Below are 14,179 nucleotides of genomic sequence, written 5' to 3'. Positions count from 1 at the left end.
GAACGCGCTAGCACGTTCATTCGGGTTACACTGCTTTCTATTCACGATCTATCCCCTTGAAATATAAAAAGGAATAGCTCGGCAGCATAACACTAATCATTTTGCCAGCTGCATAACGTGAATGAACTGACCATAAGTATTGGCTAACTTGAACGTTTCGGGACGATAGCTAATTTGAAAGTCGAGTGTGATGATTTCTGAACCGGAAGGGCTGAGTCCTTCTGTCATCAAGTAAGGGTATTGCCCCGCAATATCACTAGCATTTACTGATGATTGGCAGATCGTGCTGGCCAGCGAACTGGTACTCATTGCGCCTAGCTCCCCACTCTTAATTTTTTTGAGTATTAATCATCTCCGCACGCTCGTACAACTCGATCATCTGCGACTTTTGGTTGTTTTAAAGCATGCTTTTCTGGAATTTCAGGGCTTTTCCGGGACTTATCAGGAATGTCGTTTTCAACGATCTTTTAAACGTTGGCTTATAATTAGGGAATAACCTGCTACCTGGCTGCTAAAAAGTGCATAAAAGTGCATGAATTCGCATAATTTTCATGCACCCATTTTTCACCAGCCAGCCCAGCAGTGGCGAGGCTTGGCGGCGGGCACGGGGGTGCATAAAAACCACACCATGTAGCGCGCGGGCGGGGCGTCGATGGCGCGACGTGGGTCGCGGTCGGTGTGGGGCCGGCGCTCGCACAAGGCTGGCCACCCTTCCGCCCTCCTTGCCCCTGCCTAACACACCAACGCCCCGCACAAAGGCGGGGCGTTGGCCATACGCTAGCTCATGGTTAGGTGATGCTTATGCGCTGCCGAGTTCGTAATGTGGGCTTATCCATTCAACTAATTTAAAGCACCATGGCTGCAACCCAGCCGAACACAATCAGCGGGATGTTGTAGTGCAGGAAGGTGGGCACCACGCTATCCCAGATATGGTCATGCTGCCCATCGGCGTTAAGGCCTGCGGTGGGGCCCAGGGTCGAGTCTGACGCGGGTGAGCCTGCGTCGCCCAGGGCGGCGGCTGTGCCCACTAATGCCACTGTCGCCATGGGCGAAAAGCCAAAACTCAAAGCCAAAGGCACATAGAGCGAAGCAATAATGGGAATGGTCGAAAACGAAGAGCCAATGCCCATGGTGATAAACAGCCCTACCAGCAGCATGATCAATGCGGCCAACCCTTTATTGTCACCGATAAGCTCGGCAGAACTCGCCACCAGCCCTTCCACCTCGCCACTGGCCTGCATCACACTGGCAAAACCTGCCGCTGAAATCATGATAAAGCCATCATGCGCACCCCCTCGGTAAAGATACCGTCCTGCTCATGCCAGCGGAACACGCCACTCATGGAGAGCAAGGCAAACCCAAAGATACCGCCCAGCACCATAGAGCCCGTCATCAGCTGCACGGTGACCGTACCTATTAGGGAAATAACCAACATGGCCTTTTGCCACCCGGCAAGATAAAGCGCAGCTTCCTGGGGCGATTTATCCCCATGGGCCAACTCACGATCCTGGTAGTCACGCCCTTTGCGATAACTCCAGAACACGGCCACCGCTAACCCTAATGCCATGCCACCAATGGGAATCGCCATTGCCAGTGGCACCATTTGGCGTGTCACTTCCAACCCCAGCGCCGCGCCACTTTCGTTGAGGTTGGCGAGCAGTATGTCATTGAGGAAAATCGCCCCAAAACCCACGGGCAGTAGCATGTAAGGCGCCGTGATACCGAAGGTAATCACGCAAGCCACCAGTCGCCGGTCAAGCTTCAGATGGTTCATCAGCTTTAGCAGCGGCGGTACCAGCACTGGAATAAAAGCAATATGGACAGGAATCAGGTTCTGCGAGCTGACCGCCGCAGCTAACAGCGCCGCCAGCAGTGTATAGGTCACCGTGCGGCGGCTACCACCAGACTCATCTAGCTGGAAGCGTCTAATGGCCCGGCTGGCCAGCAGCTCGGTGATACCCGAACGAGATAAAGCGACGGCAAAGGCGCCTAATACCGCATAAGAGAGCGCGATGGTGGCGCCATTTCCCAGCCCCTCATTAAAGGCGTCAAGGATCTCGCCAATGGGCATACCCGCGTATAACCCACCGACCAGCGTGGCGACGATAAGCGCAAATACAACTGAAACGCGCGCAAGACTCAAGCCAACCATCACCAGGATAGCCAGAACGATAGCATTCATGAAAAGCCTACTTTGTTGTTAGATGGTAAAGAGTGCGTTCCCTATGGCCTGGGGACATCACAGCCTAGCGCCATAGGGAAGCATGAAACGCCTTAATGCTGGCTTGGCAGCGTATGCGGATGAGCCAGTGGGGTTAGCGTGCGCTCGCGTATCAGGTCGCTGGCAGCTTCGATATCCGGCGCGAAGAAGCGATCCTGTGTGTAGTGGGTGACGCGGGCACGCAGTAGTTGCCTGGCTTGCTCTAGCGGCTGAGTAGTGGTCAAGCCCTGGCGCATGTCCAACCCCTGGCAGGCTCCCAGCCATTCGATGGCCAAGATGCCACATACATTCTCGGCCATTTCCCACAACCGCTTACCGGCAGCTGGCGCCATGGAGACATGGTCTTCCTGATTAGCCGAGGTAGGCAGGCTGTCGACACTATGCGGGTGCGCCAAGGCTTTATTTTCACTTGCCAGGGCGGCGGCGGTAACCTGGGCGATCATAAACCCGGAATTGACCCCGCCGTTCTCGACCAGAAATGGCGGTAGCTGGGACATGTGTTTGTCCATCATCAAGGAGACACGCCGCTCGGTAAGAGAGCCGATCTCGGCGATGGCTAACGCCAGGTTGTCAGCGGCCATGGCCACCGGTTCAGCATGAAAATTACCGCCGGAAATAATGTCATCCTGCTCGGCAAACACCAGCGGGTTATCAGAGACCGCGTTGATTTCCACCGCCAGCACCTCGGCTGCCTGGCGGATCTGGGTTAACACAGCGCCCATCACCTGTGGCTGGCAGCGCAACGAATAGGGATCCTGAACTTTATCGCAGTTGGCATGGGAGTCGCCGACGGCGCTCTGTTCACCGAGCAGATGGCGGTAAGCGGCGGCCGCGTCAATTTGGCCCCGCTGACCACGCACTTCATGAATGCGGGCGTCGAAGGGCGAACGTGACCCCAGGGTGGCTTCTACGGTTAGCGAACCGCATACCGTTGCCGCCGCAAACAAGTCTTCGGCGTCGAACAGGCCCCGCAAGGCATAGGCGGTGGATACCTGGGTGCCATTAAGCAGCGCCAGGCCCTCTTTGGGTGCCAGCGTGATGGGCGCCAGCCCAGCTATTTCCAACGCCTTTGTGGCGGAAATCCACTCCCCTTTGTAGCGGGCTTTGCCTTCGCCCAGCAGCACAACGCTCATATGCGCCAGAGGGGCCAAATCACCGGATGCCCCTACTGATCCTTTCAGAGGAATATGCGGATACACTTCTGCATTGATCAATGCCACCAGGGCATCCAACACCTCACGGCGGATGCCGGAGAAGCCTCTTGCCAGGCTGTTGACCTTGAGCACCATAACCAAACGCACCAGCGCATCATCTATCGCCACTCCCACGCCAGTGGCATGAGATAGCACCAGGGAGCTCTGTAGCGATTCAAGGTCTTCATTGGCGATACGGGTCTGGGCCAACAAGCCGAACCCCGTATTAATGCCGTATACCGTGCGGTTCTCACTGACGACCCGATTAACGCAATCAACGCTTCGCTGGATATCCGCATTGGCGCTTTCCGGTAACGTAACAGGCGCATGCGCTTGATGGATCTGGCGGGCCTGGGCAAGGGTCATTTTGCCAGGCTGAATTTCTAGATGTTTCATTTGATCGCCTTTAGAGATAAGAAGGGTGTTAAACGACAAAATTGTGTTGTCTAACTGCCAGGCAGTAAGTTCGGCGCTATAGGCAGAATTTGTTCCAGCGCCTGGCCATTTCGCAATCGTTCGTAGACCTTCTGTATATCTAAGTGCAGAGCATGCTCTTCCTGATAAGCAGGGAGGGCTTCGCGAAGTGATTTCCAGGCCAGTGAAGTACCCACGGCGAAGTCTTCACCGTCTATCAAATCCAAGGCCTGAGCGGCCAACAGATATTCGATAGCCAGGACGTAAAAAGCATTGTCGATGGCCTGATCAAGCTTCAGGGCTGCGCTTTCACCCAAACTTAGGTGGTCTTCCTGTAGCCCCGAGGTCACAAAGTTGTCAGTGACGGCAGGCTGAGCCAAACGCTTGTTATCCGCTACCAATGAGGCAGCCGAATAGTGGGCGATCATCATGCCGGATTTGACGCCACTTTCGGCAGTCAAGAAAGGCGGTAACTGATTTGCCTGAGGTGATACCAGTCGATAAGCGCGCCGCTCGGAGATTGAGCTCCACTCGCAGACAGCAATGGTAAGTAGATCGCATGCCATCGCCACCGAAGCACCGTGAGGATTGGCTTGCGACACAATTTGATAGCCACCGTTATGTGGAATAACTAATGGATTATCGGTCGCTGAGTGAAGCTCTTTCTCTATCTGCCGGGATGCGTGGTCGAACTGATCTCGGCAGGCTCCATGTACCTGAGGCATTGAGCGCAGACTCAGCGCATCCTGTAACCGCTGACCTTTATGGCGCGTGAGGTGCGGGCTATCCGCGAGAAGCCGACGCAAGTTGTCACCTGTTTGCTGAACGCCTGGGTGGCGTTTTAGGGCCGTCACCTCCGCCATAAAGGCATTCATTTGCCCGCCCAATGCTTCAAAACTCATAGCGCCGACAATATCCGCCCACGCCGATAGGCGGGCAGCATCGGCAAGCGCCAGGCAAGCCAATCCCGTCATCGCGGGGGTACCATTCACGAGGCTCAAACCATCTTTGGGGCCAAGCGTTACCGTCGGCATACCGATAACATCCAGCGCTTGCTTGGCAGGCATGCGTTGTCCGCGAAAATCAACATCGCCATGGCCTATCAGAACCAGCCCAATGTGCGCCATGTGAGTGAGGTAGCCCACCGAACCACGCGAGGGTACGACCGGAGTCACCTGCTCATTCAATAGCCTTATAAGTCCCTTCACCACGGCCAAGCTAATACCGGAGTAACCATGACTATAGTTGATCACCGCGCAGCATATGATCGCCCGGACTTGTTCCGTTCGCAGCGGTGTGCCAACGCCACAGGCATGGCTCATCAAAGTGTGGTGTGAAAGGCGCTGCAGCTCATCTTGCTTAAGCACCACATCGCACAGCGCCCCCAAACCGGTATTAATGCCGTAATGGGGCACGCTTGAAGCGGCAATCTTTTCGACAGCCTCGCGCGCGCTGCTCACCCTTTCCCAGGCTTGAGGCGACAGCGATAACGGATACCCATGGCGGGCGACCTTGACCACCTCCAACCAAGCAGGAGGTGTCGTGCCGATTTCAAGATGCTCCGATAACTCACTCATATGCATCTCCGGTCTGCTCAACGGAAAGCGCTGGCTTATTTGCAGGCTCACCAGCTCCTTGCATAATGAAAACCTTCACCGCAGAAGCCACAATCAGAGTAAACAGAAACAGCACGATAAAACCTCCCGCTGCCGCCAGGAACTTAATACCGTCGACACCCTGAGCACCACCCCCGAAGGCCACCATCACATAGGCGATAATCGCAATTGAAAGACCCCAGAGAATTTTCTGCTTACGAGGAGCCTCTTCTTCCGCGGTCATGTCTTTAGTGCAGATGGTCGCAATGGTTGAAGACATTGAGTCAGCCGACGTGGAGAAAGAAATGACCAGCGTTACAATGGCTAACGGAATTAACAAGGAGGACAAGGGTAAATGTTGCAGAAAGCCCCACAGCCCTGATACCGCACCGTTCTCGGTCACCACACTAACAAGGTCGAGGGTGCCATCCATCTGCCACTTAATGGCTGACCCACCCCATATTGCGAACCAAACGATGCCGAACACAGAAGGCAGAATCCAGTTAATCACCAGGAACTCACGTAGCGTTCTGCCATAGGAGATCCGCGCCAGAAACAGGCCCATCAAAGGTGCGTAGGCTATCCAGATCGACCAGTCATACAGGGTCCACCAGGTGACCAGCGCTTCACCGCCAGACTCTTTGGTGTCGAATGACCACAGGAAGAAGTTATCAAACCAGTAACCCACGCTGGTGACCGATAAACTTAAGATGTAATTCAAGGGGCCAATAATCAACAGAATGGCGACAAACGCGTAAAAGATATAAGCATTGACCGATGATAAAAACCGTATGCCCCGCTTGAGGCCGGACACCGCCGAAGTAATAAAGATCGCCGAAATCACCAACGTTAAAATCAGCCAAGTAGTCGGGTTAGAAGCGATACCGTACTCAGCTTCAATGCCAGAGCTAATCAGCGCTAGGCCAGCCCCTAAAGACGATGCAAGCCCCAGTGCGATGGCAAGTATTGAAATAACATCGACCACGGCGCGTACGACGGGGCTTCGCTCGCGACTACCTAATAGCGGGAAGAGTGTCGAAGAGATAGAAAAGCGTTCTTTGCGATTAAAGTGCATATACCCAATCATCAAGCCCACAATGGAGTACATGGCATAGGGAATAAAGCTCCAATTATGGAAGCTCCTGGCCAGAGCAAAAATCGCCGCTTCACCACTGTTGGGTTCAAATGACTGATTGGCAATCTCGCCATAAATATTGCCCAGGTAGATAATAGGCTCATTGACAGAGTAAGTGACCACCCCCGTCGCTATCCCACCGGTTAACGCCATGGCAAAGGTAGCCGGCAACGAAAACGTAGGCTTAGCGTTTGCCCCACCCAATCGAATATTGCCAGCCTTGGAAAAGAATATAAACGCGGTCACTCCCAGCGTTGAAATGGCCAGCAACTGATAAAGCCAGCCAAAATCGGATAGCGAGAGATAAAATAACTGCCTAGCCACACTGACCAGCAGTTCGTTATTAACTAAGCCAATGATGACGGCCAACAGAACAATCACGAAGGCGGGTATAAAGACGCTTCGCTTTAACTGTTTCCTGTCTGTTCGTGACATGTTATGTCTCCTGTCGAAGTTTATTGTTATAGCGTTTTTTTTATCAGGTGCCGACATGCTGCCTGTCGACACCTTTATCCTTGTGTCCAGGGACGCTAAAGGTATCGAAGCTTAATGGGGATGCTTACTTGACCATCGGCAAATCAAGACCGTTTTCGCTAGCGCACTGTTTAGCAATGTCATAGCCAGCATCGGCATGGCGCATCACACCAGTGCCCGGGTCGTTGCGCAGTACTCGGCCTAAGCGGGCGTGGGCATCATCGCTGCCGTCGCATACAATCACCACGCCAGAATGCTGGGAGTAGCCCATACCGACCCCACCGCCATGGTGTAACGACACCCAAGTGGCGCCGCCGGCGGTGTTGAGCAGTGCATTAAGTAATGGCCAGTCGGAGACAGCATCTGAGCCATCCATCATCGCCTCTGTTTCACGGTTGGGGCTGGCCACAGAACCTGAATCGAGATGGTCGCGACCAATCACGATCGGTGCTTTCAACTCGCCACTCTTAACCATTTCATTGAAGGCCTGCCCCAGGCGGGCACGATCTTTAAGCCCCACCCAGCAGATGCGTGCAGGCAACCCCTGAAAGCTAATACGCTCACGCGCCATATCGAGCCAGTTATGCAAATGAGGGTCGTCAGGAATAAGTTCTTTGACCTTCTGGTCGGTCTTATAAATATCTTCGGGGTCCCCGGAGAGCGCTACCCAGCGGAAGGGGCCAATGCCCTGGCAAAAGAGCGGGCGGATATAGGCGGGCACAAAGCCAGGAAAATCAAACGCGTTCGCCACCCCCTCTTCCATTGCCATCTGGCGAATGTTGTTGCCGTAATCAAAGGTAGGCACGCCCATTTTCTGGAAGTCGAGCATCGCTTGCACGTGCACTGCCATTGATTGCTTGGCCGCCTTGACGGTGGTTTCAGGCTCACTCTTACCACGCGCCACATACTCTTCCCATGTCCAGCCGGAAGGCAGGTAACCGTGCAATGGGTCGTGGGCGCTGGTCTGATCCGTGACCATATCCGGCTTAATGCCGCGCTTAATCAGCTCCGGCAGCACATCGGCGGCGTTACCACATAAACCGATAGAAATAGCCTTACCTTCGGCGGTATAGCGCTCAATACGCGCCAGGGCATCATCAAGGTCTTCAGCCTGCTCATCCAGGTAACGAGTACGCAAGCGGAAGTCGAGGCTCGCCTGCCGGCATTCAATATTCAGCGAGCAGGCACCGGCCAACGTCGCCGCCAACGGCTGAGCGCCCCCCATACCACCCAGCCCGGCGGTCAAAATCCAACGTCCCTTGAGTTCACCGTCGTAGTGCTGCCGCCCTGCCTCAACAAAGGTTTCATAGGTGCCTTGCACAATGCCCTGGGAGCCGATGTAGATCCAAGAACCCGCCGTCATCTGGCCGTACATCATCAAGCCTTTGCGATCCAGTTCGTTGAAGTGCTCCCAGTTAGCCCAGGCCGGCACCAGATTGGAGTTGGCGATCAGCACCCGGGGTGCATCCTTATGGGTTTCGAAGACACCGACGGGTTTACCCGACTGCACAAGCAGCGTTTGAGTCTCTTCCAAGCGCTGTAACGTTTCGACGATTTTGTCGTAGCACGCCCAGTCACGAGCAGCACGGCCAATGCCACCGTAAACCACCAAGTCCTCGGGGCTTTCGGCGACATCAGGATGAAGGTTGTTCATCAACATACGTAGCGGCGCTTCGGTTAACCAGCTCTTACAGCTGAGCTTAGTGCCGGTCGGCGCAATGATTCTACGTGAAGCATCGTGGCGTTTATCGTTGGGTAACATGGCGTCATTCCTTGTGTTTCTGTTCATCATTAAATGAGCAAGATGAGCTCCCCTGTCAGTCATCCAGGGCTAGCTAGCTTTCAACGTTCGGTTTTCGAAGTTCAGTTTTAAAAGTTCGGTTTTAAAAGTTCAGTTATCAAAGGTCAGCAAGTGCACGAGACGAGCCGCCGCTTTGGCGGTGCGGCCATCAATATCCAGGCTGGGGTTAAGCTCAGCTAGATCAGCGAGGCGAAGCTTGCCGCTGTCACGCACCACTTCAACAAGCGGCTCTATCAAGGCCAGCGAAACACCTCGCGCGGCGGGGGCGCTCACGCCAGGCGCTTCGGCGGCAGGCAGTACGTCCAGGTCGATGGTCAGATAAAGGTGATCGCATTTGGCGATGAAGCGCTGCACGTCTCTGACAATAGAATCCAGGCGTAGCGCATCGATCTCTCGGTCTTCACGAATCAATGTTCCGAGCGATGCGGCACGGGTAAATAAGGCGCGCGTATTAGCAGCGCGGCTCACCCCCAGGCAGGCGTAGCGAAACGACCAGCCGTGTTGTTGGCACTGGTCGGCAATCTGGGCGAAGGGGGTGCCTGAGGAGCGAATATGCACTGGATCGCGCAAATCGAAGTGCGCGTCCAAGTTGATGATGCCGATCCGCGGCGCGAGACCTTCTGGCCCAGACTCTTTTGAAGCTGACGTTTCTGGCATAAAAAACTGCGCCAGACCGAGCCAACTGGCGTAGGCCACTTCATGCCCACCGCCCAGCACAATAGGTAGATGCCCATCGGTTAATAGTGACGTCAGACGATCAGCCAGCGCTTGTTGCGCAGCCTCTAGTGCATCATCAACACACCTCACATTGCCTGCATCGTAAGCAGGCGCTGTGCGATGCCAGGCCAACGGCGCCAACGCACGGCGTAACGCATTTGGGCCTTCAGCAGCACCGGTGCGGCCCTGGTTACGCGCAACACCTGCATCACTTTCGAACCCTAGCAATGCACACCCAGGTGCGGCGTTGTTGGCTAGCGGCTCAATACGCTGATGCCAGCGGTCACTATCGGGTTCAGGATCGGTGCGACCCTGCCACAGCGACATATCAATTGAGGTATCAGCGGCCATGGGTTAATTCCCCCTGATAGACGCGCTGCCGTAAACGGCCTGGCTGCACCGCATAGGCCAGCTCAGCGGGCGTCTCAATATCCCAGATACATAGATCGGCCACAGCGCCTTCGTGAAGAAGCCCCTGCCCTTTTAAACCCAGTGCAGCAGCACCATGGGCCGTCATGCCCGCTAGCGCTTCCTGGGGCGTCATGCGGAATAGCGTGCACGCTAAGTTGAGCATTAACGTGGGCATAAATATCGGCGAGCTGCCTGGGTTGGCGTCGGTCGCTACTGCCATCGGCACGCCCGCTTCGCGCAGCCTATTAATAGGCGGCTGTTGCGTTTCACGCAGGGTGTGGAAAGCACCGGGGAGAATGACGGCCACACTACCCGCTGCGCGCATGGCAGCAATACCGGCGTCATCAAGATACTCAATATGGTCAGCAGACAGCGCCCCATAGCGAGCCGCCATCGCAGCCCCCCCCAAATTGGAGAGTTGCTCCGCATGCGCTTTGATAGGTAATCCATGGGCATGCGCGGCTTTAAAAACTCGCTCACATTGCGCGACTGAAAAGGCGATTTTTTCGCAAAAAACATCGACGGCATCGACCACGCCTTCAGCCGCTGCGGCAGGAATCATCTCATTGCATATCAAATCGATATAGCCGTCGCTGTTGTTCTCATACTCTGGTGGCAGAGCATGGGCACCGAGCAGTGTCGTGACCACACGTACTGGCAATGCCTCTCCCAGGCGCCGGGCGACACGCAACATCTTAAGTTCAGTGGGCACGTCCAACCCATAGCCTGACTTGATCTCTACCGTGGTGACCCCATCTTCGACCAGCGCTTTGAGACGTGGCAAGGCAGTGTTGAAAAGCGCTTCTTCGCTCGCTTCGCGCGTCGCGGAAACGGTACGCAGAATGCCGCCGCCACGACGCGCAATCTCTTCATAACTGGCGCCTTCCAAACGCGCTTCGAACTCATCGGCACGCGCGCCACCAAAGACCAAATGTGTATGACAGTCCACCAGCCCAGGTGTCATGACGCCGCCCTGCCCCATCTCCTGGCAACCATCAGCCAGTGACTCATCGAAGCCATCCATGGGCGTTACGGTGACAACACGCTCACCTTGCGTAATGACGGCCATGGGCGTCGGCAACGTTTTCAGACCATCAAAGACACCGATATCACGCCAAATGTAGCGCCGTTTGTTATTGGACATCGAGGCCTCCTCCGAGCAAACATAATGTATATACAATTAAGCGCACCCCTTACCCCCTCGTCAAGCAGTGCAGTAAGAAAACAAGAAATAAGTGACGTTAAATAAAGCAATTTAAAAATTCAATAAACAAATAAATAACAAGTACTTATTCATATAAACGAAGAAAGAAAAGCATCGCAAGGTGGCCGCCGAATTAGACTAATGTCTACCTGAAAGCGCTATACGGATATGTCCGATAGGTTTAATTTATTGTATATACATAAACACAGCGCGGTGATATCAATGATAACCACACCATTAGAGGCACGCCCATGAGCGCTATACGCCCGCCCACCGAGCAGCGAACCAGCACTTCCACCATCTTGAAACTCTTTATACCTAGTATCCTAGGCATTCTGATTTTCTTTGTTCCCATCGAGATAGGCGGAAGGCGTACTATCCTGCTCGATCATATGGTCACAGGGCTGCGCTCATTAATGGGGGAATACAGCGGCTTTTACGCTTTCGCCATGATCGTGGCAGGCGCCGCCTACCCATTGATCAAAGGCTATTGGCGACGAACGCTGACCGAAGACATCTTCACCGTACTGAAAATCATCGGCGTTGCGGTGGCCGTCATGGCGTTAACGGGTTGGGGCCCCGCTTTTCTGCACGAACCGGACATGCTGCCCTTTTTGTTTGAAAAGCTGGTCATTCCGGTAGGTTTAATCGTACCGATCGGGGCTATTTTTCTGGCCCTGTTGATCAGCTATGGATTGCTGGAATTGATTGGCGTACTCGTTCAGCCGGTCATGCGCCCTATCTGGCGAACCCCTGGGCGCTCGGCCATTGATGCCGTTGCCTCGTTTGTAGGCAGCTACTCAATCGGGCTATTGATCACCAACCGAGTCTACCAAGCGGGGCAATACTCAGCCCGGGAAGCCGCTATCATTGCCACTGGTTTTTCCACGGTGTCGGCAACGTTCATGATCATCGTGGCGCGTACGCTGGATCTGATGAGTATCTGGAATATGTACTTCTGGATCACCCTGGTGATTACGTTCATCGTCACGGCTATCACGGTTCGCCTGCCGCCTCTGGCAAGCATGGATGACCAGAAGCGTGACGGAGAACCGGAGGCAATCGCGGGGAAACGCTTGAGCACCGCCTGGCAAGCAGGCACGGAGGTTGCCGCCAACGCGCCCAGCCTTCACCGCAGCGTAGCGCTCAACTTTAAAGAAGGGCTGATAATGGCCATCAGCATTCTGCCGTCGATCATGTCAGTAGGCCTACTCGGGCTGATCGTTGCGAAGTACACGCCATTATTTGAATGGTTGGGATGGTTGTTCTATCCCTTTGTCGCCATTTGGGGGCTAGATGATGCCGCAGCGCTAGCGCAGGCATCTGCTTCTGGACTTGCGGAGATGTTCCTGCCGGCCCTGCTGATGGCCGAAGCGGAGTTCGTCGCCCGTTTCGCTGCAGGCGTGGTTTCTGTCTCCGGCGTACTGTTCTTTTCTGCGTCGATTCCGTGCATTCTTTCCACCAGCATACCGCTTTCCGTGGGCCGCATGCTGGTCGTGTGGTTTATCCGGGTAGCCTTGAGCTTGCTTCTTGCCGTGCCCGCGGGCTATCTGGTTCAATCGTTGATCAGTTGAACCCAAGCACTCACCACAGGCCCACGAGGTCGGTATCTCGACCTCGTTGGGCTGGAACCACCCTCTCACCTTTAAGCGGTTTTCCTTTGCAGGGAAGAGCGTAACTTGTAGCGGTTACCAGGGTGGATGAGACGCGCATAGCTAATTAAGTGCTCTTGAGACCAAGTACGACGCACCATGCTCAAACAAGGCGTTTGAGTATCAATACTTAGCCATTTCGCCGTTTGCTCATCGACGAGTACCGCTTCAACGATGTGCTCCATATCCGTCATAGGACAGGCGGCGACCAGCACCTCATTAGGCGTGTGGCGAGAAAAATCGGTGTCTAGATAATTAGGCACCCAGCGCGGGTTAACGTAGCGGTTCTCAAGCTGAATCGGAATGCCATTCTCATGGTGCACTAATAACGTATGAAAAACCCGGCTACCCAGCCTTACGCCTAACCGAAGCGCGACTTCATCATCGGCTTCTATCGCCTCTTGAAAGATCACCTCGTTACTATATCGATGCCCCCGAGAAAGCACCTCCTCAGCAATGTTGTAGACCTCGACTAAAGAGGACTCGACCTTACGGTCCGTCACAAATGTTCCAACACCCGATTGGCGCACCAAGTACCCTTGCTGCACTAAGTCTCTAATGGCTTTATTGGCCGTCATTCGGCTTACGCCAAAGTCCTTCGCCAGCCGCTCTTCCGTGGGGATCTGATGATTCAGCTCCCAATCACCACACTGAATCCTATCCAACAGATGTTGACGGATCTGCTGATAGAGAGGAGGACTAGTCATGAAGCTCCTTTTCGATTAAGACAGATTGTCTATACCGATATATTACTAGCCTTGGTTAACAAAGCACACTGCTACCCCATCAACACTTTACCCGCTATGTGTGTAAGGCAAACGCCACGCACGTTTACCGTTGGGCGAGATCCTAAGCCCTAATTTCTAAGCTCTCATTTCTAAGCGCTAGGTGCACCAACCAAAAGACCAATAGTGCTGGCCCCTCCCCATAACGAGAAAGCCCCGCATATGTGTGGACGGGGCTTAAAAATCATCTCAGCCTTCACCTAGCCATCACAAGCACACCCCCTGGGTTGATGGCAGGTGTTGCTACGGCTAATACATGAGTTGCCACATGCTTTTCCTTTGGAGCACATACGACAGCATCCGCCTTGGGCAATCAACAACGCGCCGGGTATCGCATCAAACACTAAGTCGTTGCACACGATTTCTTCACCACTCACAACAAGCTCGGCTTGGGTTGTCCATCCACTGAATTGGCGATTTCTCAGCACTGGCCACGCTCGCGAAACAGAGCACCAGCATCATTACCTTGATAAGCACGGGCTTTCCTTTTAATTATTATTTGTCCGTGCGACGTCCCCCCCCTGATTGAGTAGCGCTACACTTTAGAGTCCGATCCTATGCGTAAGGAGATTGGACA

At 54.3% G+C, this 14,179-nt stretch carries 9 protein-coding genes and 1 pseudogene; 1 reads left to right on the top strand and 9 read right to left on the bottom strand.

Going from position 1 to position 14,179, the window contains the following annotated elements; all coding sequences use genetic code 11:
• Positions 1–96: 96 nt before the first annotated feature.
• The 8 genes and pseudogenes from ACTH5D_RS01710 to hutI all read right to left on the bottom strand — a co-directional run bounded on the left by ACTH5D_RS01710 (position 97) and on the right by hutI (position 11,105).
• On the bottom strand, positions 97–309 hold the full coding sequence (locus tag ACTH5D_RS01710) for a hypothetical protein (RefSeq protein ID WP_441667931.1): 213 nt from the start codon (positions 307–309) through the stop codon (positions 97–99).
• Between the two features lie 536 nt (positions 310–845).
• Positions 846–2,182: pseudogene (locus ACTH5D_RS01705) on the bottom strand (Na+/H+ antiporter family protein).
• A gap of 92 nt (positions 2,183–2,274) precedes the next feature.
• Positions 2,275–3,810: a histidine ammonia-lyase gene (hutH, locus tag ACTH5D_RS01700; protein ID WP_441667930.1), complete on the bottom strand. Its 1,536-nt coding sequence runs from the start codon at positions 3,808–3,810 to the stop codon at positions 2,275–2,277.
• Positions 3,811–3,860: 50 nt separating this feature from the next.
• Entirely contained in the window at positions 3,861–5,405 is a 1,545-nt protein-coding gene (locus ACTH5D_RS01695; protein ID WP_441667929.1) for an HAL/PAL/TAL family ammonia-lyase, read from the bottom strand.
• Positions 5,398–6,993, bottom strand: a complete 1,596-nt coding sequence (locus ACTH5D_RS01690; protein WP_441667928.1) for a BCCT family transporter — start codon at positions 6,991–6,993, stop codon at positions 5,398–5,400. The genes ACTH5D_RS01695 and ACTH5D_RS01690 overlap by 8 nt, the downstream gene beginning before the upstream one ends.
• 124 nt (positions 6,994–7,117) lie before the next feature.
• Complete coding sequence (hutU, locus tag ACTH5D_RS01685) at positions 7,118–8,794, bottom strand: urocanate hydratase (protein ID WP_441667927.1); 1,677 nt, start codon at positions 8,792–8,794, stop codon at positions 7,118–7,120.
• A 129-nt stretch (positions 8,795–8,923) separates the two neighbouring features.
• Complete coding sequence (hutG, locus tag ACTH5D_RS01680) at positions 8,924–9,901, bottom strand: formimidoylglutamase (protein ID WP_441667926.1); 978 nt, start codon at positions 9,899–9,901, stop codon at positions 8,924–8,926.
• Complete coding sequence (hutI, locus tag ACTH5D_RS01675; protein WP_441667925.1) at positions 9,891–11,105, bottom strand: imidazolonepropionase; 1,215 nt, start codon at positions 11,103–11,105, stop codon at positions 9,891–9,893. The genes hutG and hutI overlap by 11 nt, the downstream gene beginning before the upstream one ends.
• 311 nt (positions 11,106–11,416) lie before the next feature.
• On the opposite strand from hutI, the gene ACTH5D_RS01670 reads away from it, so the two are divergent.
• Positions 11,417–12,739: a YjiH family protein gene (locus ACTH5D_RS01670; protein ID WP_441667924.1), complete on the top strand. Its 1,323-nt coding sequence runs from the start codon at positions 11,417–11,419 to the stop codon at positions 12,737–12,739.
• Positions 12,740–12,810: 71 nt separating this feature from the next.
• Here the strand turns inward: ACTH5D_RS01670 and hutC are convergent, their stop codons facing one another.
• Entirely contained in the window at positions 12,811–13,524 is a 714-nt protein-coding gene (gene hutC / locus ACTH5D_RS01665) for a histidine utilization repressor (RefSeq protein ID WP_441667923.1), read from the bottom strand.
• Positions 13,525–14,179 lie beyond the last annotated feature (655 nt).

Origin of the sequence: Halomonas sp., assembly GCF_052095695.1 — a bacterium.
In the GTDB taxonomy this organism is placed as follows: Bacteria; Pseudomonadota; Gammaproteobacteria; order Pseudomonadales; family Halomonadaceae; genus Vreelandella.
The sequence above is the reverse complement of the archived record's forward strand: the minus strand, read 5'-3'. Positions and strand labels throughout refer to the sequence as shown.